Source organism: Bacteriovorax sp. HI3 (genome assembly GCF_059738875.1).
In genome coordinates this window covers 933948-958880 of sequence record NZ_AP026946.1, presented here as the reverse complement: position 1 = coordinate 958880, position 24933 = coordinate 933948, and the positions used below count along the sequence as shown (strand labels likewise).

The window sequence follows — 24933 nt, the reverse complement described above, 5'->3', positions numbered from 1 at the left end:
CTCCTTTTTGTTCTACACATCAAAATGATGAGTATTTACTAGTAAGTTCGTAAAGGAGATGTAAAATGTTACAGTGGACGAAAAAAAATTTCATGACCTCTTAATTCGTTCCCAAATCGGGGATGCGCAGGCCTATCAATGCCTTCTGGAACTCTCATATACATACTTAAATAACCGGCTAAAGAAATGGCTATCCAGAGCGGAACTCCGCGAAGAAGTAACCCAGGAAATCCTCTTAGGGCTGCATCACAGCTTAAAAACCTTCACCCCTGGCCATAACAGCCTTGCCTGGATTCACGCCATAACCCGCTATAAAGTCATTGATTATCTAAGGAAAAATCCCCACCAATTCCAGGAATTCATCGACAATGTAACAAATGAAGAAGATTCAACGAATGAACTTATAGAAGCCGTTTACATGGCATTAGATAAGCTTTCCCCAGAGGTTAAGGCAGCCATTACGTTGACAAAACTTGAAGGTTATTCGACTCAGGAAGTAGCTAAAAAACTAGGAATGAAAGAAAACGCCTTGAGAACAAAACTTTCCAGGGCCTTTGCTAAAATTCGCGAGGAACTAATTAAATGAAGGATACCAAAACACTTATTGCCGAATTGGTAAATGATAAAAAAGCACAGAAAAGAGATTTCTCAGTACTAACGAAATCTTTTACTTCTTTCCTCTTTGTCCTCCTGGCCTTTTATCTCGTAAGCGCTCTATACAACCCAATGGCCTTTTCATTATCTAATCGAATAGAAAATGTGGAGACACTTTGTCTCGGGTTCATCATCCTATCTTTGCTCTCTTTGGGCTTTCGCTCTCTCATTCCTGGAATGAGATTAAGAAAGAATCTGATTGCAACTAGCCTATTAATTATTTTCTTTATCGCGATACATTCTTATAGAACAAGCCTTTCACCAGTCTATTCGCAAATCAGGGCCTTTTGTGAAGTCGAAGCGATTTGTGCCTCACTCATCACGTCTATCCTGGCCCATTTTTATTTAAAACGTTTTCCATTATCTAAATATCAACCTTTTTCACTGGCCATTGTATGGGGGCTTTCATTATCTGCAAGCTTTATGCTTCACTCTACTTGCAGCAACGAGACGGTCCATATGCTTTTATGCCATTTGCTTCCTGCGAGCATTATTCCCACTTGGATTAGCCTAAGAAAATAATATTTTCTCTTTTTTAAATTGGAACCTTTATTTTCTTACTTATAAACTCCTCAAAGTTAAATCGCTTTTCAGGTGTTTTTTCATACACATAGAAAGGATTTTTAATTCCGATCTGGTCATGGTGTCTTAAAAGTCTTTTTAGAATCTCTTTAGTTATTTTATACTCACTATTTAAAAGCATTTTCCCCTCTATGTTAAAAAGAGGACGCGAGAGAACCATTGATTCTTCCAGCTCTACGATATGAATTTTCCTTTCATTAAAGAACATTTCTAGCTTAAAGTTCTTTAAGATAATCTCTTTAAAGGATTCAAAAATGTCTGCATCAAACCTAGTCCCTTTCTCTTTTTCCATTTCCGCTAAGATTAATGCCAATGTTTTGGGTCTTTCATCCAATTCATAATTAACACTTGAACTCACCTCTTTATCGAAATGATCTACAAGACAAAGTATCTTACTCTCTAACGGAATGCTCGAAGCTCCCTCCTCATCGAGTCTTTTATGGTGGTAACGAACAATATTTGCTGCATCTTTGAGCTCTAAAAAATTAGATAAGAGGTTTGCACCCAACTCACTGTGTTCTGTTTGAGCGGCTAACTCGAATAACTTTCCAACATCATGATATAAACCTGCATAATAGAGGTTCTTTTGGGCCACGGTATCCAGATTCATGGCATTTCCAACAAATGCAGAAAGCTGGGAAACTCGCTTGCAATGGTTTCCAATTCTGCTGGAAACCAGATTTATAATGTAATTTAGGTGCTGATGCTCTTCAAGTCTTAGGACTTCACATAACTTCTTAGCATCTACCGAATCATAGATGGGAGATGGCAGGATCTCCTCAAGGTAATGGTCTTCCTCCAGTGTTCTGGAATCTAGGGAATCTTTCGCCATTTCTAGTGGCACAATATCCGCAAGAGATGCCCCTTGCTTCCTAAAAAGCTCTTCTCTGGCAAAGATCTCTCGGTCATATTTTGAAATAGATTCTTGAATAATCGACAATAGCTCTTTATCTTTCCAAGGTTTACTTATAAATCTAAAGACCTCACTCTTATTAATAATTTCCAAAAGTGTTTCCTGTGAAATATAAGCACTAAGCATCAGGCGAATACTTGCAGGAGAGACTTCTTTGACGACGTCTAGAAAATCAGCGCCATTCATCGAAGGCATTCTAAAATCACTGATAATAACTTTGTAATTATTCTCCTTGACCATTTCAACTGCTTTTATACAGTCTGTTTCAACATCGACTTCAATATTGTGTTGCCTAAAGTATCTCCTAAGGGAAAATAAAATAAAGGCTTCATCATCTACAAAGAGAATTCTATCTTTCTTCAGCTCTTCAGTGACTGCATTCATACAATCTCCCCAGGAAGAAATTTTATAATAAGTTTCTTGAAGATATCCAGCCCAATGGGCTTAACTAAATAATCCTGGACAATATTAAGCTCCATCGCACTTTTGATAAAACTTTCTTCAGCATACCCACTGATAATAATCATCGGGACATTGATTCCTTTCTTCCTGGCAAACTTTAGGAAGTCTAATCCTGTTTCTTGCTCCAATCTATAATCTGATATAATTAGATCTATTTTTTCATTCTGAATTATCTTTATCGCTTCTTGTGAATTTTTGGCGTAAAATCCTTCTATGTCTGTTGGATGAAGCATTCTTTTATAAGTATTGAGGATTCGCTCTTCATCATCTAAAAAGAGAATTTTGGCCATAAACCCCTCTCAGGCTGCAGGGAGAACGATATCGAATATTGTGCCTATCCCAACACTGCTTTCGACATTAATTGTCCCTTTATGTCTTTGTACAATCCCATAGCTTATAGATAATCCAAGGCCTGTTCCCTGACCTACTGGCTTGGTTGTAAAAAAAGGTGTAAATAAGTTATTCAGGTTTTCTTTCGAAATCCCTTTTCCATTATCTCGTATAGTAACAATTACATTCGAATCTTCGTCGCGCGAGGTGATTTCAATGACACCGTAGTCATCAATGGCCTGAGCACTATTGACCAGTAAGTTCGTTAGGACCTGGATGATTTGACCTTCAGAGCCTCGGATCATCAAATCACTTTCAAGTTTTTTTCCAACTTTGCATTTGTGTTTAAGCTCATTGGAGACCAATCGCAGTGAGCTCTCAATGCAAGAGTTGACACTGAACTCTTTTATTTCACCGTCATCAGCTCTTGAGAAGGCCCTCAACCCGTTAATAATTTCTCTTATTCTCTCTATTCCTTCCAAAGACTCCTTCATAAGCATCGGGGTATCATTAATTATGTATTCAATATTCTTTCTCATTTGATCTTTTTTTTCTTCACTCTCAAATCCATGTTCTAAATTATTGATATAGTCTATAATGCTCCCCATATACTCTTTTAAGACTTCAGAATTGGTTAAGAGGAAGCTGAGAGGATTATTGATTTCATGGGCAATCCCTGCAGAGATCGTACCGATAGAGGCCATTTTTTCAGACTGAATCAACTGAGATTTTATGTCCTTTAATTTTTTAAAGTTATCTACTAAGAGCATTCTTGACTTCTTTTTTTGCAAGATACTCTTGAGTTGCCCAATTCCTCTATCAACAAGCTCAATTGTGATTTCATCAAGCTCTATCGAATTAGAAAAGGTAAACCATATGAGGTATTTTTCATTCGCATCAACTTCCAGAGGACATAAATAGCTGTGATTAAGAAGTGAATATAATGGATTAATTTTTCTCATCTCTTGAGAGAACTTGGAATATCTTAATGGGTATGTAGCATCCAAGTGAATTTCCAAAAAATCGAAATTTTCTTTTAAAAATGCCTCATCTGAATAAGTGACACTTTGTTGGCCAGAAGCGAGCAAAAAAGAAGTTACTGGCTTGATCTTTTGATTTTCAATATCACATAAAAAAGCAAATCCCGCCTCTGACCAGAGATGGTTTGAACTAATTCTCAAAAAGTTTTTTATAATAGATGCACTGTCTTCGGTCTCATCATCTTCCAGGTTGGTGATCTTCAACAAATAATCAATATCGTGACTTGCTTTTGTCGAGTTTAAATATTGCTCATGTAGATGAGCATTTACTTTAGACAAATTCGAGGCTTTCTCCTCTAGGATTCGTTCTGCTTTTTCACGTGATTTCTGCTCTCTTTGAAAGGCCTCTTCCAAAGCTCTAATTTCTTCTAAGGCCTCTTTCATGGTGGTAATTTTATTTATCCCCATTCATCCCTTCCTGTTTCCGTCTATAAAGAACTTCAAACATACAGCAATCTCTACCTTCCCTCATGCATGAGATGTGACGGATTACTACATCTTCTTTATATATTTTTGCAGCCCCAGCAATCAGGCCATGGGCCAGATGGCATAACTTTCTTTTAGAGGAGTATTTAATGCTAAAGCCATTCTCATTGCTGCTTACGACTTGAACAACGGGCGGGATAAGACGTGGAGAGATCTTTTCAATCTCTGGATGAACATTGCTGTCAATTGAGCGCATAAATGAAAGGAAATTTACATGATCGAAAAGCTGAGGATACAGTCTATAAAAATATTTTATGAGATAAGTGCCAAATGCATGGAGGATTTCACCTTGTTCTTTACCTAATTTCCTGGAGATTGTATCAAGTAAAAGCTGAGACTCTTTATCGTCGTAAATTTCTGTGGAAGTGTAAATCCCTTGTGATTCTACTCCTGATTCATCCAAGAACTCATTCCAAACTCGATGACCATAAAGTTGCTGAATCATCGACGAAAGAGCAATAAAGACGACACCTTTCACAGATCTCTCCCTTCATGCTGACTTTGGACAAACCCTCCAAATGATTTTTTCCAAGTCCGTTTTTGAAAAAGGTTTTTGCAAATAAAAATCTGCTCCCATTTCAACGGCACGCTCACAACTATCATGAGAGCTGCCTGATATAATTATGATCCAAGCTTTTTGCCTAACTTTTAATTTTTGTATGATGCTCACGACATCATAACCATCTAAACCGTTCATAGAGAGATCGATGGTGATAATTTGCGGGACTTCTTTTTTCGCCAGGATGGCAGCCTTAAAGCCATTTTCTGCCAGAAGAATATCAAAACCATTACATTGAAAAACTCTGCTGATACTATTGGCAACATTCTCTTCATCGTCCACAATTAAAACACTTGGACGTTTTGGCTTTTTTTCATTTTCTACCGGCAGGCTTTTATTGATAAACTCGACAAATTCATCTAATGATACTTTTTGTTCGGGTTTCCAGGGGAATTGAATACGGTATCTATTAAACCAACGGGAGACAATCTGATAATTCATTCCACATTTTTGGGCAACTTCAATTGTCGTAAAGATCTTTTTGTCACTTTTTAAGCTCAAGTTTCACCTCAAAAGCACTAGATCACGATGGTATTCTTAGCGCTCATTATCACACATCTGAATGTATTACTAAAGAGTTTGAAATGATCACCATAACTCCAGACACATAAAGAAAAATGGTGAGTATACCTTTTCACAAAATCATTTTTTTTATGCCAATATATTGAGTAAAGTGAAATAACCTTATAGGATCTAAGGCCTGGGATTGAGCAATTTTCTCATCTCCCCAGAAATCGTAAAGACTTACTGGGGATTATGTTGTCTCTATCTATTCACGAATCTGATTGTTCTCATCGATCATACCTTCTAATCTTGCCAGCGTAACAATAGTATTTGATAAAATATGTTCCAGGTTAAGACTGGTCGATTCAAAAAAGATCATCAACTTTCTTTAGAAATTCGTCTATAGATAGCTGACTTCCTACACGACCTCGAAGAATGATTTTATGTTCAAACGAAGTTGCTCCTCTGGAAATAGCAATCTCTTTAAATTCATCAATAAATCTTTGCTCAAATTTGCTGTTATGACTATTAAACAAAACCACTTTCTTTCCATCAAAATTATTATTTTTTAAGAATGTCCAAATAGGTGGTGCCGGACTATATAACCAGATCGGAGAACCTAAAAACACTGTATGGTATTTCGATAAATCGATTTTCTTTGGATGAATTTCTACATCGTGATTTCTAGCCTGTGCCGTAGCCTTAACAAGACCAACGACTCCTCTTTCGTATTCAGGCGCTTCAATTCTAAATTCATCAGCATTAAAAATGTGAGCAATTCTATTGGCCATCAGTCTTGTTGTTCCTGATCTCGAAAATGAAACCACTGCCACGCCGCTATCGTTTACAGTAGGTCTTTTAATTAAAAGTTCATTATTTTTGTTAAACTGATAGTTTTCTACCAATGCAATATACACGAGATATAAAATGGGGGCTGCAACAACCAGCCCCACAATAGATAAAATCATTTTTTTACCCTTCATTTTCTTCATTAAAGATTTTCTTTAAAGAATGGGATGACTTTCGCCAATGCCTTGTCAACCGGCTCAGCTTTATCGTAAAGGTCGTAGTGCGAAAATCCTTCGACAACAACGAGTTCCTTCTTTTGTGATTTTGCACGACCAATAATTTCACAACCATCACGATAAGCACCGAAAGCCCCTACTTTATCCCCAACAACCACCATTAACGGTTGTGTTAATAAAACTTCGGCCAAGTGAAATGCATCCCATCCGACTGCTGCCGCTTGGTGCGAATCAAGTGAGCGGTTGCGACCGTTCGGGCTTTGTCCTCGCGGAGTTCTGTAATAGTCAGTTGCTTCCAGTACATCAATATCTTTGATGCCTGCTTCCTTCCCTGCTTGGACTGAAGGCGGTAGTAGATCAGTCACTCTATAATCTTCACCACGAGCTTCAATTGTACGTCTCTGAGCAATCCCCTCAAGCAATGCCACTGGGTTAAAATTACTGAATCCCTCTCTCATAAGACGGCCATAATTGACTCCTGTAATAGTCGTTACAGCTTTAAAGCGGCGTTCAGTCATTGCGGCGTTGATCGCATAACCGCCACCACCACAAATACCTAACACTCCAATACGGTTTTCATCGACATATGGAAGTGTCACAAGATAGTCCACAACGTGACGGAAGTCCTCTACGGCTAAAGTTGGGTCTTCAGTAAATCGTGGCTCACCACCACTAGCCCCTTGAAAACTGCGGTCGAAAGCAATAACAACGAATCCATCTTTCGCTAAAGCAGCACCGTAAACATTTCCTGAAGTCTGCTCTTTACAGCTACCAATTGGGTGGGCGCTCACGATGGCCGGATACTTTTTTGATTCATCAAATCCTGGCGGGAAATAAAGATCTGCGGCGATTTCCCAATACATGTCGCGATTTTTAATACTCACAGTTTTCATAAATATCTCCTATTGGTTTGTTAAATAAATTCTCTCTTTATTAATTTTAATGCTGGTATTGTTTATTGAGAATATGCTAATACTTCAATGACTTTGAAGTTAAACTTCATAATGTGAGGTGAAAATGGATAGAAACCTATTACCGGCGATTTCAGCTTTTTGCCAGCTTGCAAAACATGGCAGCTTTACTCTTGCATCTGAAGTGCTAGGTGTTTCCCCTTCGGCTCTATCGCAAACAATAAGAATGCTAGAAGATAAATTAAATGTTCGCCTGTTAAACAGAACAACCCGCAGTATTTCTCTGACTGAGGAAGGTAAGGTTTTTCTCAAACAAGTTGAACCGGCCCTTAAGTCGATTGAGTTCGCTGCCGGGGTCGCTGGGGAATCTCTTTCAACTCCCTCTGGTGAAATTCGTATTAATACTTCCCGCGTGGCTGCAAGGCTCTTGATCGAGCCTCACCTTAAGGAGTTTTATAATTTGTATCCGCAAATTCATATTGAGCTAGTCATGGATGACGGGATCGGAGACATTGTTCAGGAAGGATGTGATGCGGGCATTAGGCTTCGAGAAAGCGTTTTAGATAGCATGGTTGCTATACCAATATCACCTGATATTCAAATGGCGGTGGTTGGCTCTCCTGAATATTTTAAAAACCATCCAATGCCAAAGACTCCTTCTGATTTAAACCAACACAATTGTTTGCGTTTTCGTCCTACTGCAAATAAATCAGTTTATCATTGGGAATTCACAAATCCTCAAAGGCCTAACCAAGACGTTTTATTCGAGCCAAAAGGCTCATTGACGACGAACGATGAATTGGCACTCATTCGCATGGCCGTTGAAGGTGTCGGATTAATTATTCACTTCGATCTGGCCTTAAACTCGTATATAGAAAACGGCACTTTAGTAAGAGTTCTAGATTCATGGAGCCAATCTTGGCCTGGGTTTAATCTTTACATGCCCTCTCGCGCACAAATGCCAGCGAAGATGCGAGCGTTTATAGATTTTTTTACATCCAAAAAAGGTTTATCTTATAAGAAGAAAGGCAAAAAGCGGTTATCGTGAGTTAGTTCCAACACACACTTCTTGTTGCCTTGTGATTAGAAAAGTCCGCTGGAACGATAGTTGAAATCGACAAAATATTATCTCTTTGCTACCTTTTTTTTATGTCACAAGAGTTGATCGAAATTTTTGATTCTGAAGGTTTATTAATAGGAGTAAGAGACAGAAAAGAGGTCCACTCTCTTGGTCTATGGCATCGTGGAGTCCATGGATTTTTATTCGATAACAAAGGTAGACTTCTCATCCAAAAAAGATCAGAAAATTGTGACACTTTTCCAAATGTTTATGATTGTTCAATATCAGAGCACCTCAGAGTTGGTGAATCATTTAAAGAAGCCTTTATTCGAGGCTGTAATGAAGAATTAGGTCTTTTGATATTGAATTCAGAAAAATTAATATCTTACAAGATGATTTATGGACCTACTGATAATATGATTTGCGAGCTTTACAGGGCCAAGATTGAAAGTAACGATATTGAATTCGATAAATCTGAAGTCACATCTATCGACTTTGTAGAGATTGAATTAATTCTCAGTGACGTAAATGATAATCCTGCTCTGTTTACATCATGGTTCAAGCAACAATTGCTTTGGTATGCACAAAAACCACACAACCTGACACTTATAACTTGAATTATTCTTTTCTAATAAACACATTGATCATTTCATGACATTTAGAAGGTTGAAAAATTTTCTGAATATCAAGATGTCCGTTCTTTTCTAAAGAATAATAGTACTGAGAATGACTAGTGATCTTATTAAAAAGATCATCTGGTGAAATCCCAAGCTGCCCTCGCGATTTTTTATACTTATTGCTCCATACTGATGAATTGTATTTCATAGGTCGAGGTTCAATTTCTAAAATTTTTGCGACGAGTTCTGAACAATAGTAACTTTCATCCCCCCATGAAAAATGATTGTCGTAAGGTTTGCCTAAAAATTTGTGTAACTCAGACTCTTCGAGTTCATTTTTGTTCGTGTTAGTCACTATTGTAAGCTCCCCTATTTTTCGAAGTTTTTCTTCCGTAATCAACTCTACGCCGTAATAAGGTCGAGAGTGAAGCCATTTGCCTTTATAAGATATTGCAACATGTGCAAATCTTCCATTTTCTTCCAGCTGTACTAACTGCCCATCATGAGTTCTAACTTCAACAAAGGCAATATCAACAGAAGCAAAACAATAGATCGGAATCAGGAACTGTAAAAGGATATATCTCATGCCCTCTTTCCTATTAAGCACTAATGCTGTAAGCATATTTTATAGAAAAGAGTTTATATATAAATAGTATTTTAATTATTTTTAATTTAAATAGTTGAATCATTCAATCATTTGGATATTATATCTTCATATGAAAATACAAGCCTATCTCCATCAAAGTCCAATCTTTGCAATTAATTCTGCCTATGAAGGCATTATTACAAAAATCAACCGTCAGTTAAAATCCGATAAGCTTAACTTACTACAGGCCCTTGTCTTAACTTCATTATTTTTTGAAGAGCATAACGATATCACTCCGTCAAAATTAGCCGAGATATTTGAAACGAGCCGAGGCAATATGAGTCATATTTTATCGGCTCTCGAATACCAAGGTTATGTAAAAAGAGTTGTTAATGACAAAGATGCAAGACAATTTAAAATTGAATTGAAGGCTGAAGGCCGAAAAAAGGCAATCACATTAATCCGTTTTTTTGATCGCTTGCAGGAACTATTTGAAAAAGAGGTAGGAGAAAATACCTGTAAGAAAATTGTTGGAGGCATCAATCACTTCTCTAAGATTTTCAAGGAAAGTAAACCCTCTAAACATGCTTAGTCAGAATTTTTTGCCCAACAATTAATTATACTCTAAGTTGAACTTTGCTTCTCTTGTTCTTTATCCTTCAATAAAAAGCCAGCCTTTGCCCCAAGAAATAATGGAACTCCAAAGAAAAGCCTTACCACCAAACTTCCCCCATTGACCTGTCTTCCACTTTTCCCCATTTCAACAATCCATAAAAAGGCATTTACTGTATCGAGTAGAAAGACCACAAGAACAAAACACAATGCAACCCAACTCTTAGTTTTATATCCAATAAAAATAGGTACAAAATATAAAATTGACATAATTAAATTATACCAACCAAATCCCATTTGAATTAGAAAGTCGATTTGAAAAAAGGATGCAAGCAAACCAACGACTAAATTTAGTCCACAAAGAAAAATAGCCACTTTATAGGCTTTCTCTACAAGAACGGCAGGATCAGAATCTGTTCCTTCCAGGGGCTCTCCATTAACAAATACTTCGATTAGAACAGTCATTATTTTTTGCGTCTTTTTAACTCGAAGAGTTTCTCCATTAGGAAGCAAGAAATCTTCTCCTCTATCCAAGTGCTTTTGTCCTTGGAATCGTCCAATTTCTTTTCCATCAAAATAAACAATGAAATTCCTAAAAAATATTCCCCATGACATCTCTATTTCATGATTAATTCCATTCTTTTTATAAATCACAACTTTTTTAGGCATCAAGTCCTCCGTTTATTTTAAGTCGATTTAGTTTCTCATGATTAAGAAATTAAAAAGAAGAAAAATTCAAAGCGAATAAAAAACTAGTACCTTGGGCATGACTAGTCCAAAAGTGTAGACATAGAAAGTTGCCAGGGGCAATTACTCTAAAGAGTTTAAGGATCTGATAAGACTCAAAAATAGTTATATTTTACCAATCTTGAACCGATTCTCTAATAGAATAGTCCGAATAGTCACCCTCTAAAGAAACATATTCGGAGCTTAATAAATGGCTTAGAAGAGGGAAATTTCAAGGACTTCAAAAACTAGAATGAGAAAAACTGATGATAAAATCCATCTATCAAAACTGAAGCTAATTGGCCCCTGGTCAGCTTTTAGCTCCCTCATAAATTTACTTATTTTTTAGATAATATTATTATTTTTAAACGACTGTAACTCGTTAAGTGGAGCTCATATGTCCTTGATCTGTTCTAAATGTACTTGTGCCATTCACTCAAGAGATAATCTGGTTGTTGCAGTAGATCTCTATAAACTCGCCCCATTCTGTCCTGCGTGCTGGAGCCAGAATCAAAAGTCGTTTTTGGGACAGATGCTTACGGGAGTTCCTTTCAATGGGTCTCAAGCCAATATCACTACAGGTATAGCGGCTCTACTTGTGATTGCATTTATTTTTTATCAGCAATATATTTATAGTGCTCTATGTATACTGATTATTGTGTTACGTTTTCTTTCATTTTGGTTTTTTGAGAGAAGAGTTAATTAGAACTTTCTTGATAGATTTGGAATCATTTAAAAACTTCGGCTCAACAGCACACCTTTTCTGGACTCACATAGACAAGAAAAGTCTATTGGAACCTTTTAACTAATCCTGGAACCAATCAGGCCTAAACTTTTTTGAAGGTGAGTTATATGCTGTAGACCACTTGAACTGTTTAGCTTTTCCTTTCTTTGTTCTAAATAAGGTGTAGCAATCTTTTTTGGATAACCAGAAATGTTCTTTATAAGTTAAATCTTCATTTAACCGTACGGCAATTAACCAATCCCATTTTCCCTTGTCCGTATGAAATATCCCCGAAAGGCCAGTCTTAGAGTGTTCTGTTGTTGTCTTAACGGAAATATACTTTATTTCTCCATTATAACTTAACATGAGATCATCTGGATCTTTTGGCGATATTGAGACTCTGCTTGCATCGAGGCAAAAATCATTTTTTATAATTTGAATTGCTCTCCATTCACCAATTGGTCCGATAATATGATCATTGGGTGACACTGGACAACTCTCTGTCTTTTGAAACTTTACGAATTCTGCATAAAGGATGCCTATTCTATTTATTAAATTATCTAGTTCTTGCACATTTCACCTGTCCCTTAATTTATACCAACCGAAACCTATTCCAAGGCATCTTCAAGCTGCGAATGCAACCTTTCTTATAGCCTGGAAATATCATGAGATCAGTTCCAGCACACCTTTCTTGCTGCCTCATGACCAGAAAAGTCTGCTGGACTGACTATCTAATCTATGCAATCTTTTTCAAAGATTCACTCTTAAGCCTTTCTTCGATCTCTTGAATGACTTTATCTGGTTGACTTATCCAATCCTGAAGCCAAACATTATAAATTTTCCACCCTCTCTTACTTAGCAGCATCTCTCTATTTTTAAATGAGTCTCTTAAGAAAGCATTGTGCTCTTTAATTCCATAATTCAAATCAATGCCAAAATAAAATTCATTAATTGAATCTTCTTTGAGTACGCCTAAATCAACACTAAAACCACAAGTTCCAACATTTTCTTCTATCTTGTAACCTTTCGCTCTTAAACTTTTAGCTATCAAGTGAGTTAGAATATTTCGACTGCTTGAACTGATTTGCCCAGAAGGAAAAAGATTTAAAATTTCTATAGCTTTCTTGTCATCCTGCTTCGAAACAGACAGGGCATAATGCAAAAACCTAGAAAAAGTGGCTGTATTTGGATTTTTTTCATATGCTTCGGCATCAATTGCTAATCCAGTGATAGGATAAGAACAAAAGACTTTCATATTTTTACGAGCTCTTGTAATTGCCACGTTTAGACGGCGCCCGCCTCCAGCTTTCGATAATGGCCCGAAGGATTTGCGGAGCTTTCCTTCTTTGTTGTGCCCATAGCCTACACTTAAAATAATTTCGTCACGCTCATCACCCTGAACATTTTCAAGATTTCTATTAAAAAAACCTTTAAAAGATCCTTCTTCGCAATAGTTTAGAGAAAAGTTGTATGCCTTTGAAAAAGCTTCATTTTCTTCACATAATCGTTCAAGAATTTTATCTATAGCTTTTTGTTGCTTTACCCCCATTGAAATAACACCGATTGAAGCTTTGGCATCCTCCAGCAAACGTTCCTTTATAATTTGAACTATTTCCTGTGCCTCAATAATATTTCCATGACTAGAATCGAATACTGCATTTTCGACTTGAAAAAACTCAATCGCTCGACTTGAGCAAAGAGTTCGAGGATTAGGGGCAACCACTAACCTCCCCTCATAGTATGCATAATTTGAAAAAGCGATCAAAGCTTCATGTTCACTTCTATAATGCCATTCTAGCATAAGGGATGGATATTTTTTTGAGGCTTGATCTAATAACGATTCTGCAATTTCAACTCTAGACTCACCATCAATATCATCTTCTTCCTCATCATCCTCATCAATGCTACTTCCAAAGAAGTTTGTAGGGGGCATTTGCTTATTGTCTCCTACAACTACTAAAGACTTGGCTCGAAAAATCGATGGTATCGCATCTTCAATCCTCACCTGACTGGCTTCATCAAAGATAACGACGTCGAATAGATTCTCTATATTAGGTAACATTTGAGATATGCTCAATGGACTCATTAACCAACAACGTTTCCAATTTAACATTACATCCAGTGCACCATTTTCCATAACCTCACGTGGTGATTTTATTCTGCGACTCTTTCCAGCTTCATTTTCAATCATCTTAAGAATCTTAGTAGGAATTTCATTTTCAGATCTTTTTTGATGAACAAAATAGTCCACAGCTTGTTTTGAGAATTCTTTATGTTGAGTTAAAAGACTTAAGAGATCGGTTACATCCTTGTTCATTTTAGTAGAACTGAATAAATTTATGTTGGGATATTGCGAATAAATCCGATCTCGCAGAGAAGACATTAAATGATATTGAATATAATCGAACCAATTAACTGCTTGCTGTTGAAAAAACTCACATTGGAAGTCAAAATTTTGCACGCTCAACTCTTTTTCAACTTCGGCTATCTTTATTCTAATATTCTGAATTAATGGAAAATCATGCCTTTTGCTAATTAAATCATTTAGCTCAGAATCGTAGCTTAGGTAATCACTACCTATTTTATGTAAAAACTGATTATCTAAATCCTTTCCAATTACTTCAATTTCGCTCAAAGCGAGAGAGGCTTCTTTGGACAGCAATTGGCCCTTTTTTAAATCAGTTATCAAAGAGTTTAAACTCTTTGAGTCAAAATCTACATTAAACCTTTCCCCCGAAACTTTTTGCTTACATCCAAGTACAAAATCTGCAAATTTTAGATATCTTGAATATCCTTCAATTTGGCCATCCTTATCACTTGTTTCAAGCTGTATTGCATTGTATACCGTAGACAATTTTAATTTTAACTCTTCTTCAAAACTTGTAAAATAAATCCAATCCTTATAAATATCTCCTCTTTCAAAGTATGACTTATTCTCAACCGTCTGTTTTGCCAAATTAGCCATTTCCCAAAATTTCAAAGAAAAGTATTTAAAAAAGTTTCTTTTTACTGAAAAATAGTCTCTGAGCAATGTAATGTTTTCGACTGAGGCATTTTTTTTAATTACTTTAAAACTAGAGAGATTGGCTTTTAATCCTTCTATTGTTCCATTAATCTCATATAAAACTTCTTTTGACTTTTCTGTTTTTAGACATTTATTAACTAATGTACTCGCAATTTCATAGTCAATATCTTTTATCTCTGGAACATTTAATCTCTCTATAGCAAGATGATCACCTTGAGGAAAAGCTAAATCTAACTGAGCCTTTGAAGATAAATAAGAATTTTTAAGCGAAGTCAATTTCTTCGCTTTATTCCCAAATTCACTAACTGCCACTTCACTAAGAAAATTGTCTTTAAACCAAGGCCATTTACTTTCCTTATATCGTCCAAAAGAAACATAAGCTTCTTCACATTTTTCAATTAGCAGCTTTGACCTATCCAATTGCTGTAAAGTGAGATGGCTAAAATATTTGTAAATTTGTGAAGTTAAATCATATTTTGGTATGGATGAATATCTTGAAAAAAAATTGTAGTTTGAGATGTTTGTCTCAATTGCTTCTGCTGATAGTTCTTCGAAATATTTTTTTATATTTATATTTTGATAATTCAATCCTTCAGATATATCGGCCCATCTATTACCAATAGTATCATCATTCGATGAATTAAATGCTGTTACGTAGGATCTATAAAGCGCATTTTTGTTAACTTGATTATCATGTAAAATAACTGAATGCTTATCTAATCCTGTTTGAGCTAATCTTGAGAAAACTACATCTAAGGCCGCTTTCTTTTCTGCAACAAATAATACTTTTTTACCTTCGGCAAGATATTGAGCAATCATATTTGTTATGGTTTGACTTTTTCCGGTACCAGGAGGACCCTGAATGACGAATCCACTATTTCCAGAACTATCTTTTATAGCTTTATGCTGAGAACCATCGATATCTACAACGTAAAAGTTATTTTTCTCGCAATCTACATATGTCGGCTGTGTAATACTTGGATAATTATTCTCACTCACAAGATTTTCAATTAAATTATTTTTATCTGCATTGTAATTTTTAATTATTTCTTCGTAATCGTAGTACAGTGACATTTTAGATGCATTAAACACATCAATATAGAAAATGTCTTGAATAATGAAGCTATGTGATGAAATTGTCCCTAGTTGATTAATTTCTTGAGCTGTAAATCTTTCATTAAGTGGAATTTTGATAGATTTTTTTTTGCCGTTGTCATCAACTATAGTCTTAGACTTCGCAGGTATTCTGAATACTTCCTTGCCCGGAACATCTACTGTCAAAGTGATTTTTTCTTGAGATATTGCTTGATTAACTAACGATAAAACATCTTTTATTTTTCCAAAATATTCTTTTTCTAAATTAACACCATATTCTTTTTTTAAAAGTATTCTCAATGTAGGATTTACTTGAAACTTACCATCTTCCTCAAAAGAGACTATCTCTTGCTTGCTTTTATTTTTTTTAAAATCAACAGCACACTTAAAGATTGGAGAGATAAAAATGTTGTCAACTTCCCCTTCTCCTGCCATTTCTTTTGTTTTCCACATTAAAAATGGTCCAATGAACCATGCGCCACTGATCCCAAATTCTTTTTGAAAACTATCGTCTTCCAATCGCACTTTGTTTATTAAACTACGAAGAGTGCTATTCTCAAATTTTAATAAAAAATGTTCTGACAAATTTATCTCACCTGAATCAATCTCATTGAGAAAAGTCTCATTATTCAAATTACCTTCTTTAAATAATTGCCTGACCTTGAATGGCTCTGAAAATCCTTGTGGCAGAGTTAAATTAGAAAAATTAATCGAATAAGGACTTGGACGGTACAAAAGCTCTTTGTTTTTCTTTTGGAAATTACAGATCAGCTCTTGATACTTTCGTAAAATTTTCATTAGCACTCCTAAAAAATAGTAAAAACTATTCGGATAGAAATAAAAATAAAGGTAGTTTATTTTTGAAGTTTTGCATTTCTTGATAAGTAGCTAAGAAGGCTAAAGCAAAAAATATCCGACACTATTGGTCTGAAATAGATGCTACTTCATCACCTGTTAGCTCTTCTTTTTCATTGATAAGGCTCCAAAACCCTTCATGCAGAATTGCGACTAGAAAAGGCACTGGAACCTTTCCTGTGCGTAAAATTAAGCCGCTTCATCAAGGTACTCTTTGGCCAACTTAAGCAGCTGATGGAAAAAGTCCTTACTCTCAAATCCGTGAATTATCACCTTTCCTCGGCTGCGACAGATTGCCGAAAACAGTGAGCGCATCTTGGCTTCCTCTGAAAGTTTAGACGAGTATTCCAAATAAAAATCGGTGTTATAAATAAGAACGATATCGGCCTCTAGGCCTTTTACTCTTGAATAAGGTTCAATCTTTATCCTGGCGGACTCTTTGATACTTAATTGATCCTTTTGTCCTACAAAATTAGTGATGATTAATATGTCAGAATTAGGATTTTCGTTGATAATTTTAGAGAATTTTCTTTCCGCTTCTATTTTATCATTAAGCCAAAAGTAAATATTTTTGCGAACACCTTCTCTTGATTCCTTAAAATCATACCAATGATTATGATCTTGAAAGTATTTATCAATAGTTTTAGCTAGTTTTTTATTTTCAGATAAGAATCTTAGGCCATAATCAACAATAGAAGCCTCTGTTCGATATGGTTTTGCCAAAAACATACTTTGAAGTCCATAAACATGAATCCCTCGACTCTTCCAGGTCACTTCTTTATCTTTGATTTCTTGTAAAGGATCTCCAGCTAGTACAATCAGAGCATCTGGAACAACACATTTCAAAATTAATTTATAATCATCTTCTTCTAAGTCTTGATATTCATCAATGAGAAGCACGTCAAATAACGGCTCAACTTTCATGCTGAGAATTAGACGCAAAGACTTCTTATTCATTTCTGTATTTTTGTAATCAAACGGCAGCTGATATCTTCTGCATAACTTCATCAAGAGCTGTGAGATAGTATAAACGGAATTTTCATTTAAATCCTTTGCAACAGAATCTCGCAGAGGACGATTAAAACAAACAAAACCAATACGCTTATCTTCGGCCTCTTCCCTTTTTGCAATTGCCACCAACATCTTCGTTTTTCCCGTTCCGGGGAGTCCGTGAAAGAGATAATTACCATGTTGAACACGATTAATTTTTTCAATTTGATCTTGGCTAAATTTGAGAATTCTTCTTTCCGATTGATCCTCATCTAGCCCGTAATTATGATCAATAATAGACTCTTTATTCAATTTTTTACAAAGCTCATTAAACTGCTCTGAACTCATTGCATCTTCTGCTGATTCTTCAAAGCTAAAGGAGTTCTGCAAATCCTCTTTGAAAAAAAGATCTCCACTATGATGGTGTTCAATAATAGCTTGTGCTACTTTCCCATGTTTGGATATATGTGGGAAGACTGCCCCCTTAACAATGGGGACCTTAAAGTCTAAGTCTTTAACAAGGGCTTCAATCAGATAATAATACTCGCGCAACTGTACTTGATATCTATCGACTTCTCCTACAAGCTTAATACCTTGAGTATTGCTCACATCTTCGATAAAGTTTTCAGAGTGAGATTTGCATTCTAATATGCACACTCCATGTTTTTTTGTTATTAAAACAAAGTCTGGCCAGCGAGCATGCCTAAAACCTTCTCCCTGGTAGCTCGGTTCAACTAAAACGGTAAAATGGCGCTTGATATCGCATGTTTTGATCCATTCTAATGTTTTTGCTTCACCGAGGTTAAGGCGAGATAGGCATCCTATTATTTTAATCATGATGGCTTTTCGGTATCTGACTAAAACAATTTAGTTTTCATGGCTAAAAATCTATAAATTCCTAATTAAATACGCGAATACGGGTATTTCGAAGGAGAGATTCTTTCATATTATTGCAAAGCTATAAAAAAAGATACATTGGCAGTTTAAAGATAGCTTAGATCCATTATTAAAATAGCATTTTAATAATAAATTTAATTAAAATCTTTTTTCTTACTAGTTCTTCGCAACTCAATGACCTCTACACCTAAAGTATTTTTCATTGGTATTAAACGTTTTGGCAGCTCTCCTTCAACGACTAGAATCACACGGATTTGTTTATTCATCCTTTCAACATTATTAACTGCTTCCATTACTGAATAATATTTTACAGCTTGAAATAATCCTCTTACTAAATCGGCATCCTCTGAAATTGATGACTTCGCCTCAATCCCAACCCATTCAGATTTGCTTAAAAACGATACATCTAAAAAATCACCTGAAGGCAAAGGGTATTCCTTTAAGCCTTTTAAGTTATTGCCTTTCAATTTAAACATTTGTGGATTTTTTAAAATATAGTCTTTTAAATCTTTATGATTATCACTCTCGCCTCCTCTTCTTGAAGCACGAGAAATTAAATCGTTATAATCTTCCTTAAATACTTCTAAGTTAAGTGCATGTAAAACCTCTTCCCATTTCTTAAATAAGAAAATATCGCTTAATTTTGTTTCAACTATAATCCTTTTTTGGGTTCTTGAGAGCTTTGAAAAATCCTTTTTTGTTATGAACCAACCAATTCCTTCACCTGGTAGGCCTGTCTGTTTGTTAACAACGAGGCATTGAATTGGAGGAATATCAAACTTTAAACTTTTGCTCAGCATCTCTAATGTAGTGCCGATACTACCAAGCACAACATTTAAATTTCTAGCATTTGCCATCCCAAGTTCAAGTGCCAGATCAGAATAAAACATAGTTTCACCAGTGATTGCCTGTCTTACTAAAATTGGCAATGCATGCTGAGCATGCACTTGATAAGGTTTATTACCAAACATGGGAGCAATTGACCGGATATCTTTCACTTTAATCTCCTATATGGAAGGCTACTTTTTATGAGCTAGATCAAAAAAATAAGTTAATGAGTTCATATCTTGAGCAATATTATTAATGATTTTATTAGTTGTTAAAATTTCAGCATCCTTGGGATTATTTAAATAGTACTTTCTTCGGACGTGAACATCTGCAACTCTTTCACTTGCGAGATAATTATCGATCATGGCTACTAAAGAATCAGCTGTGATCAATTTGACAGCAATCTCGTTAGGCAGCTCTTCCATTTCTCTATCATGAGTTAACACCCATCCATCGCCTAATAGTTGAAATTTACTTAGTACTTCCTTATGTTTATTTTTCATATTTTTTAGGAATTTTCTCCCAAACTCTGTTAGTTTTGCCTCGTTAAGCTCTTCTACTCCCATTCGTATTTCAAACCAGTGTCCATGTTCTGGATGCTTTCCCATTCCAACAATAAACGACGGTTCGCTTATATGCTGAATAGGATTTTTCCCTTCTCTTTTTCTTACCATCCAAAGGTATCTATAATCCGGTAAGAAATTTTTTACCCAACGATTTTTCGAATATCCAATGTCAAAGTATTCAAGCTTTGTTTCTAAATCTCTGCTGAATCTAAAGTGCTCATAAAAACTTTTAAGAACTGGTTCGATTTTTTGTGTTAATATTTGTTTTACAGTATTTAGATTTTCTGGTGTAAAAGTAAGCCCATGATCAAATGCTTCCCAGTCCTTAATCGTGAATCCTTTAAATAAAGCTGCTGCCTCAAGTTCATTATCGACCTGAGAGGGATTCTCACATTCTTTCGAATGTGGCTTAAATTTTAGTCCAAGGGATTCATCAGATTGCAGCAATATCTCCTTTCTCAAATTTTCTGTTTCTAATTCTATTTTTAAGAAATCTTCAATATTTGTATGATTTAATCCAGATTCTTTTTGTTTTAAATCTGTCCATAAATTATTAATTCTCTTGTTAACTTTGCTAAAATCTACATCCTTTGCCAAAACTGGAGATTTGTTTTTATCAAGAAGAACACCAATTTCAAAATTTTCATCTAGCCCATTATTGGTTAGATTGGCCGAAGTAATTAATACTATATCTTCGTCGAACAAAAATAGTTTAGCATGCAAATTGCCTCCGACGAATGAAACTTTAACACCTTTGTCAATTAAAATTTTCAAGGTACTTGGTAATTGCACTCCTGTTGTAATTCCTCTTCTTGTAAGCTCAGTTACAATTTCTATCTCTCGGTCATTAGAAACATACTGAGCTAACCATTCAGCTCTATCTTTTGAGATAAAAGGACAAATAATTCGTATTCGTTTTGATTTTTTGATCAACATTTCTATTTTTTCACGATGATTAATATTTTTATGAGTATTCGAAATAATGTAGTCTGAAGTTTCCATCTAATTTTCCTTATTTATATAGTTAGCTTCTTACTTTTTTCTTTAACTATTTCCAAAAATCTACAGAATGAATTAGCTAGTTTGATTTGTGCTGGACTTTTACAATTCGGCTCAAATATTTCTTTATTGGCAACCATTATAAATAGACATTCAGCTCTACTGACAGCGACATTAAGACGATTTCCTGAATATAAAAACTCCATTCCTCTTGGCGCATCTTCTTGAGAAGATGTCGCCATGCTGTAAATAATGATTGGGGCTTCTTGTCCTTGAAACTTGTCAACAGTTCCGATACTTACTTCAGGTAGCAATTGCTTCAATCTGTTAACTTGAGCATTGTAAGGTGAAATAATTTTTATAGCTTCATAAGTAACTCTGAAAGAAATTTCTTTTCCATCTTTGAATAATGTAAATGTATTTTCATTAGTAACTAGTTCCTCAACGATTTCTTTAATTTTTTGAGCTTCTTCTATTGAATAGTTAGTGTTTCCCCAATGCTCAACTTCTACATATGCTAAATTTTTTCCAACAAAATTATTTTTACCTATAATGTTTTGACATTGATTTCCATCAACAGCCTTTAACCTGTTCTCATAAAATAATTCGCTATTAAATTGGCAAATATCTGGATGTAATCTATATGTGACCGGAAGAAAAACACCTTTTTCTTTAGGAAGTGTCTGATGATCACCAACAATATAATCCAATGCACTTACTTCACATCCTGGCGGATGAGCTCCCTGTATGGGTTGTTTTAATTGAGATCCATCACCAAGAAGAATAATATTTTTTGCAACATGAGCAATCGACATAATTCCGACCAGGGAAAACTGCCCAGCTTCATCAACAATTAAGTAATCTACTTTATCGGTGCAATTTTCACTTGCCCACATAAAATCTGTGCCGCCCAAGACGAATGGTTTTTTCATATTCAAAACTTCATCTAATCCTTTGCTTTGAATGTACTTAATGTTCTTATTTGTTTCTTCCTCTAATTTAGTTTTTTGGTAGATATTTAAAGGGACATTTTCTTTAACGCTGGCTTCATGGATTTTACTCATGAGATTACTTATCACTTTATGCGATAATCCTGTGACTCCAACTTTATAACCTTGTTTAACCAACTCCAATACTACTCGAGAAGCCGTATAACTCTTGCCGGTTCCCGGTGGACCTTGAATTGCCAGATAGCTATGGTTTAGTGCAAGTGCCATCTCCTTTGCTTGCATTAAAGTATCCGGGTTATCTAAATTAATCGCAGCTTTGAAATCAGGATTATTTCGAAGGAGAATGTCTCGAGCTGCTTTAAAATTTAGTTCAGGACTATCAATTCCTTTTTCTAATACAAATTTTGCTAATTCAAACAATCGATCTGCTTTAGTACTTTTATCAATATGATTCCAGGCCCAAAAGGCATTCGGATGGAATTCCGACATCCCTGTCTTTTTCTTTATATCAACATAGTTTTCTTCGTAACTAATGTTAGTGACTTCCCCAAAGGATTTTACATCTTCTCCAGATAAAATACCCTCTTTGTAAACTGGACACTCTTTCTTGATATCTACAACTTGATCAGTAAATTTATAACGATGGATTGGACATCTTGCTGTGCCACCTGCAATTTCTTTAATAAATTTCAGACCACCTATTCCAGACTTATCTTCTAAAAGTTCTAAAGCATCTAATTCTTTTAATCGAAACTTCTCCCAAAAATTCACCTTATCCTCTCTTCTATAAAAAGAAATTAAATCTCCTAATAGCCATTGCGCTTGCTCTTTTGAAGTTCTTTGCTCGGGTACAGGATTGATATCTTTTTGTAATAAGTTCTTTAACTCATTAAGCATTTTAAGGTGAGCATCTAATTCTTCTGCTATTTCCCCATCAGAACTCACCGGACGAGTTAACGTATGTCCTTTCTTGGCTTCAGTTGATCTCAATCCTTCCAGCCATTCACGAAGGTAAAAGGTGCTATCAGTATCATCTCGATTGTAAGTACGCACAAAATCTCTAGCCTCTTCAGTGATCATGTCTAATCGATTAAGCTCTAAAGAATGTTCTAATCCTCTTTTGTGCGCAATGAGCTCTCTAAGATTCGCTTTCCTTTTATAACCATAAAACTGCTCCAAATCCTTAATGGAATATTTTTCAATTCCGGCCCTTATCGACTGTCTTGTAATGCTGTAAAGATCAACGAAGGTTCCAGTTCGCAAAAGATGATCCACTTCTATCTCTTTTGTTCCGTACCGACCCATTAGTCTTTTAAGTGCACCCGTTTCATAACTGGCGTAATGATAAATTTTAAAATTCGGATGTTTTTTTTTCCGAATCATGACGTAATCTATAAACCATTCAAAGTTTTCTTTTTCTTCTTTGAAGTCAAATGACCATCGATGTTCATATTGAAGCTTACCATTCTGGCAATATGAAAAGCCCCATAGGTACTCAATCCCTAAATCTTTAAAAAATGAATCACCTTCTAGATCAAAAAAAATGTCTCCTTCCGTGGGAATGGGAAGCCTGTTAAGGCCTCTTTCTTCCAGAATAGGTAAAACTTCATAAGTTGGCTTCCCTGTGACTCTAGCTTCAAATTGTAGTCTTGCTTGCTCTTTAGTTAAGCTTAGACTTTCAATATTAACGTCAATAATAGTTGCTAAGAAATCAATGGGAGCATTTGCAAACGCTTCAAGTGTTGTGATTCCAACTGAACTTAAATCTTTTCTTTGAATTGTGCTTATTCCTGCGACAAAGGAAATATGATCATCATTTCTTCTTTGCTTATCACAAGTTTCAAACCACTTGCATACATCGCAGTGGGAAACGGGTTCTGGATATGTATTATTATCCGTTCGTAGGAAGCTAATCAGATAACTCTTGATTAAACGATAGTACGATTGATACTCACTAACTCTAAATTCAATTTCATTAAATGGATTCCCAGGAGTCACTACAAACATTACTTCCGGTTTTGAATTGATAACTCTCTCAAGTAGTTCGCTGTATAAACAAAGCTGCAAAACAGCTCCGGCTTTAGTTTCCTTGCTTAATTTTGTGTCCATTACTACGTATGAGTAATTTCCATAAACACACTTGCCTTCGACTTTTTTTAGAATGTCTGTTTTTCCAAACCATTCACCTTCTTTTAATACTCCTTGGGCAATAATGTCTGCTCCGCTTTCCATTGCTTTTATTGTGAGCTCAAAAGCTTCTGATGCTCCTGCATCTTCAGGAATTTTCGTTATTGTTAGTCCTTTAGACTGGAGAAACGTTAGATAATTTTCTTCATGTAAAAATCCTTTTTCTTGAAGGATTTTTACATGTGGATTGTTCCACTCAGGTTTTTTCAAATCCCCTTTAATTACTTTCTTATCTAATTCAGTAAGGTGTTTACAGCTTAGAAAATTACTTAGGTCAGAAGCGGATAGCTGGATGTAATCTTTTTTATCTTTCACAAATTCTCCAGGACAATTGAAAAAATTCAATGACAGGCAATGATTTATTGACTGCCCACTTTGTCGGATTCCATTTTGAATAAATTAAATAAACTTTGTTATTTTTTTAAATTTTGAATAATGCAAGACAACTTGACTAGGACGGTCAAGTAAATTGCAATTCATTGATTCATGCACGAAACTTAACAGTACCAGCACTAAAATGTTTCAGGCTAATCCGATGAAGTCTTAATTTTTTGAATATTCTATTTGAATAAGTTTATTTCTGACAAAGGTCCAACATGCTTATCGGGAAACGATGTGTCCCGATAAGCATGTTAGAATTTTTATTACCTTGCATTGGCAGTGTGAAGATGACTTGGAACTAGCAATGTGGGCAGGGGTTAATCCCATGAAAAAAGTAAGACCAGTCAGGTTTAACTGATCTTACTCTTA

At 35.5% G+C, this 24933-nt stretch carries 20 protein-coding genes; 5 read left to right on the top strand and 15 right to left on the bottom strand.

The window, feature by feature from the left end; translation table 11 throughout:
• Nucleotides 1-73 precede the first annotated feature (73 nt).
• Both AC6JA8_RS04625 and AC6JA8_RS04620 read left to right on the top strand, forming a co-directional pair.
• Entirely contained in the window at nt 74-586 is a 513-nt protein-coding gene (locus AC6JA8_RS04625) for an RNA polymerase sigma factor (protein ID WP_497975978.1), read from the top strand.
• On the top strand, nt 583-1176 hold the full coding sequence (locus AC6JA8_RS04620) for a hypothetical protein (protein WP_497975977.1): 594 nt from the start codon (nt 583-585) through the stop codon (nt 1174-1176). The genes AC6JA8_RS04625 and AC6JA8_RS04620 overlap by 4 nt, the downstream gene beginning before the upstream one ends.
• Before the next feature lie 13 nt (nt 1177-1189).
• Here AC6JA8_RS04620 and AC6JA8_RS04615 read toward each other — a convergent pair whose 3' ends face one another.
• From AC6JA8_RS04615 to AC6JA8_RS04585, 7 genes are all read right to left on the bottom strand, one after another.
• A complete protein-coding gene (locus tag AC6JA8_RS04615; protein WP_497975976.1) occupies nt 1190-2533 on the bottom strand; it encodes a response regulator in 1344 nt (447 codons plus the stop codon).
• Nucleotides 2530-2901: a response regulator gene (locus AC6JA8_RS04610; protein WP_497975975.1), complete on the bottom strand. Its 372-nt coding sequence runs from the start codon at nt 2899-2901 to the stop codon at nt 2530-2532. The genes AC6JA8_RS04615 and AC6JA8_RS04610 overlap by 4 nt, the downstream gene beginning before the upstream one ends.
• Before the next feature lie 9 nt (nt 2902-2910).
• Nucleotides 2911-4389 carry a sensor histidine kinase gene (locus tag AC6JA8_RS04605; protein WP_497975974.1) on the bottom strand — a complete coding sequence of 493 codons (1479 nt, stop codon included), beginning with the start codon at nt 4387-4389 and terminating at the stop codon, nt 2911-2913.
• Entirely contained in the window at nt 4376-4945 is a 570-nt protein-coding gene (locus tag AC6JA8_RS04600; RefSeq protein WP_497975973.1) for a heme NO-binding domain-containing protein, read from the bottom strand. Before AC6JA8_RS04600 ends, AC6JA8_RS04605 begins: the two co-directional genes overlap by 14 nt.
• 12 nt (nt 4946-4957) lie before the next feature.
• Nucleotides 4958-5527, bottom strand: a complete 570-nt coding sequence (locus tag AC6JA8_RS04595; RefSeq protein ID WP_497975972.1) for a response regulator — start codon at nt 5525-5527, stop codon at nt 4958-4960.
• A 368-nt stretch (nt 5528-5895) separates the two neighbouring features.
• Nucleotides 5896-6522, bottom strand: a complete 627-nt coding sequence (locus tag AC6JA8_RS04590) for a flavodoxin family protein (protein ID WP_497975971.1) — start codon at nt 6520-6522, stop codon at nt 5896-5898.
• The gene (locus AC6JA8_RS04585) at nt 6522-7448 is read right to left on the bottom strand and encodes an alpha/beta hydrolase (RefSeq protein WP_497975970.1); all 927 of its coding nucleotides are present in this window, start codon (nt 7446-7448) and stop codon (nt 6522-6524) included. Before AC6JA8_RS04585 ends, AC6JA8_RS04590 begins: the two co-directional genes overlap by 1 nt.
• 124 nt (nt 7449-7572) lie before the next feature.
• Here AC6JA8_RS04585 and AC6JA8_RS04580 point away from each other — a divergent pair, with 124 nt between their 5' ends.
• Together AC6JA8_RS04580 and AC6JA8_RS04575 are read left to right on the top strand one after the other, a co-directional pair.
• Nucleotides 7573-8514 (top strand): LysR family transcriptional regulator, encoded by a 942-nt coding sequence (locus AC6JA8_RS04580; protein WP_497975969.1) that lies wholly within the window; start codon nt 7573-7575, stop codon nt 8512-8514.
• A 101-nt stretch (nt 8515-8615) separates the two neighbouring features.
• Nucleotides 8616-9143, top strand: a complete 528-nt coding sequence (locus AC6JA8_RS04575; protein ID WP_497975968.1) for an NUDIX hydrolase — start codon at nt 8616-8618, stop codon at nt 9141-9143.
• 1 nt (nt 9144) lies between these two features.
• On the opposite strand, the gene AC6JA8_RS04570 is transcribed toward AC6JA8_RS04575, so the two are convergent.
• Nucleotides 9145-9729: a YiiX/YebB-like N1pC/P60 family cysteine hydrolase gene (locus tag AC6JA8_RS04570; RefSeq protein WP_497975967.1), complete on the bottom strand. Its 585-nt coding sequence runs from the start codon at nt 9727-9729 to the stop codon at nt 9145-9147.
• Between the two features lie 130 nt (nt 9730-9859).
• On the opposite strand from AC6JA8_RS04570, the gene AC6JA8_RS04565 reads away from it, so the two are divergent.
• Complete coding sequence (locus tag AC6JA8_RS04565; RefSeq protein WP_497975966.1) at nt 9860-10321, top strand: MarR family winged helix-turn-helix transcriptional regulator; 462 nt, start codon at nt 9860-9862, stop codon at nt 10319-10321.
• Between the two features lie 32 nt (nt 10322-10353).
• Here the strand turns inward: AC6JA8_RS04565 and AC6JA8_RS04560 are convergent, their stop codons facing one another.
• The 7 genes from AC6JA8_RS04560 to AC6JA8_RS04530 all read right to left on the bottom strand — a co-directional run bounded on the left by AC6JA8_RS04560 (nt 10354) and on the right by AC6JA8_RS04530 (nt 24498).
• Entirely contained in the window at nt 10354-11010 is a 657-nt protein-coding gene (locus AC6JA8_RS04560) for a hypothetical protein (RefSeq protein ID WP_497975965.1), read from the bottom strand.
• A gap of 862 nt (nt 11011-11872) precedes the next feature.
• A complete protein-coding gene (locus AC6JA8_RS04555; protein ID WP_497975964.1) occupies nt 11873-12364 on the bottom strand; it encodes a hypothetical protein in 492 nt (163 codons plus the stop codon).
• A 163-nt stretch (nt 12365-12527) separates the two neighbouring features.
• Nucleotides 12528-16709, bottom strand: a complete 4182-nt coding sequence (locus AC6JA8_RS04550) for an AAA domain-containing protein (protein WP_497975963.1) — start codon at nt 16707-16709, stop codon at nt 12528-12530.
• A 246-nt stretch (nt 16710-16955) separates the two neighbouring features.
• Nucleotides 16956-18593, bottom strand: coding sequence for an AAA family ATPase (locus AC6JA8_RS04545; RefSeq protein WP_497975962.1), 1638 nt, complete (start codon nt 18591-18593; stop codon nt 16956-16958).
• Between the two features lie 194 nt (nt 18594-18787).
• Nucleotides 18788-19651, bottom strand: coding sequence for a PDDEXK family nuclease (locus tag AC6JA8_RS04540; RefSeq protein WP_497975961.1), 864 nt, complete (start codon nt 19649-19651; stop codon nt 18788-18790).
• Between the two features lie 21 nt (nt 19652-19672).
• Nucleotides 19673-21049: a phospholipase D-like domain-containing protein gene (locus tag AC6JA8_RS04535; RefSeq protein WP_497975960.1), complete on the bottom strand. Its 1377-nt coding sequence runs from the start codon at nt 21047-21049 to the stop codon at nt 19673-19675.
• Nucleotides 21050-21063: 14 nt separating this feature from the next.
• Complete coding sequence (locus tag AC6JA8_RS04530) at nt 21064-24498, bottom strand: TM0106 family RecB-like putative nuclease (protein ID WP_497975959.1); 3435 nt, start codon at nt 24496-24498, stop codon at nt 21064-21066.
• Between the last annotated feature and the right edge of the window lie 435 nt (nt 24499-24933).

Coding starts and splice junctions, on each gene's coding strand:
- AC6JA8_RS04590 (WP_497975971.1), bottom strand. CDS start 6,522: ATGAAGAAAATGAAGGGTAAAAAAATGATTTTATCTATTGTGGGGCTG.
- AC6JA8_RS04580 (WP_497975969.1), top strand. CDS start 7,573: ATGGATAGAAACCTATTACCGGCGATTTCAGCTTTTTGCCAGCTTGCA.
- AC6JA8_RS04615 (WP_497975976.1), bottom strand. CDS start 2,533: ATGAATGCAGTCACTGAAGAGCTGAAGAAAGATAGAATTCTCTTTGTA.
- AC6JA8_RS04605 (WP_497975974.1), bottom strand. CDS start 4,389: ATGGGGATAAATAAAATTACCACCATGAAAGAGGCCTTAGAAGAAATT.
- AC6JA8_RS04545 (WP_497975962.1), bottom strand. CDS start 18,593: ATGATTAAAATAATAGGATGCCTATCTCGCCTTAACCTCGGTGAAGCA.
- AC6JA8_RS04575 (WP_497975968.1), top strand. CDS start 8,616: ATGTCACAAGAGTTGATCGAAATTTTTGATTCTGAAGGTTTATTAATA.
- AC6JA8_RS04620 (WP_497975977.1), top strand. CDS start 583: ATGAAGGATACCAAAACACTTATTGCCGAATTGGTAAATGATAAAAAA.
- AC6JA8_RS04560 (WP_497975965.1), bottom strand. CDS start 11,010: ATGCCTAAAAAAGTTGTGATTTATAAAAAGAATGGAATTAATCATGAA.
- AC6JA8_RS04570 (WP_497975967.1), bottom strand. CDS start 9,729: ATGAGATATATCCTTTTACAGTTCCTGATTCCGATCTATTGTTTTGCT.
- AC6JA8_RS04610 (WP_497975975.1), bottom strand. CDS start 2,901: ATGGCCAAAATTCTCTTTTTAGATGATGAAGAGCGAATCCTCAATACT.
- AC6JA8_RS04550 (WP_497975963.1), bottom strand. CDS start 16,709: ATGAAAATTTTACGAAAGTATCAAGAGCTGATCTGTAATTTCCAAAAG.
- AC6JA8_RS04585 (WP_497975970.1), bottom strand. CDS start 7,448: ATGAAAACTGTGAGTATTAAAAATCGCGACATGTATTGGGAAATCGCC.
- AC6JA8_RS04535 (WP_497975960.1), bottom strand. CDS start 21,049: ATGGAAACTTCAGACTACATTATTTCGAATACTCATAAAAATATTAAT.
- AC6JA8_RS04565 (WP_497975966.1), top strand. CDS start 9,860: ATGAAAATACAAGCCTATCTCCATCAAAGTCCAATCTTTGCAATTAAT.